Source organism: Mesorhizobium sp. M2A.F.Ca.ET.037.01.1.1 (assembly GCF_003998075.1).
In the GTDB taxonomy this organism is placed as follows: domain Bacteria; phylum Pseudomonadota; class Alphaproteobacteria; order Rhizobiales; family Rhizobiaceae; genus Mesorhizobium.
Window position 1 is genome coordinate 1 of record NZ_RZSA01001642.1, and the last position, 689, is coordinate 689.

1 protein-coding gene is annotated in these 689 nt (G+C 66.6%); it reads left to right on the forward strand.

From position 1 onward, the window contains the following. Positions 1 to 114 precede the first annotated feature (114 nt). Positions 115 to 689: CoA-transferase (locus EOA27_RS38930; protein WP_281059533.1), on the forward strand; the 575-nt coding region annotated here is incomplete at its 3' end.

The window sequence follows — 689 nt, forward strand, 5'->3', positions numbered from 1 at the left end:
GCCTTCCGCCACCGGCGAGGACGGCATCTGGTCGCTGGCTTCGGCCGAAGCCGCGCTGCAATCGTCGAAGACCGGCAAGGCTGTGACCATCGACCCGCAACTTGGGAGCCTCGATTGAGCAAGCTCGTCTCGGCGGCATACGCCGCCAGCCTGATCAAGGACGGCATGGTCGTCTCGGTATCGTCGTCGAGCGGCCTCGGCTGCCCCGACGCCGTGCTTGCCGCGATCGGCGAGCGCTTCGACGCGGAAGGCCATCCGAAGGCGATCACGACGCTGCATCCGATCGCCGCCGGCGACATGTATGGCATCAAGGGCATCGACCATCTCGCCAAGCCCGGCCTGTTGAAGCGCACGCTGTGCGGCTCCTATCCGTCCGGCCCCTCCTCCGCCGAGCCGCCACAGATCTGGAAGATGATCGGCGACAATTCAGTCGCGGCCTACAACGTGCCGTCGGGCATCCTGTTCGACATGCATCGCGAGGCTGCCGCCAAGCGCCCCGGCGTGCTGACCAAGGTCGGCCTCGATACGTTCGCCGATCCGCGCCACCAGGGCTGCGCCATGAACGCCGCCGCCAGCGAGCCGATCGTGTCGGTTGAGCAGTTCGACGGCGAGGAATGGCTCTACTTCCGCTCGATCGTGCCGAATATCTCAATCATCCGCGCCACCTCCGCCGACGAGCGCGGCAACCT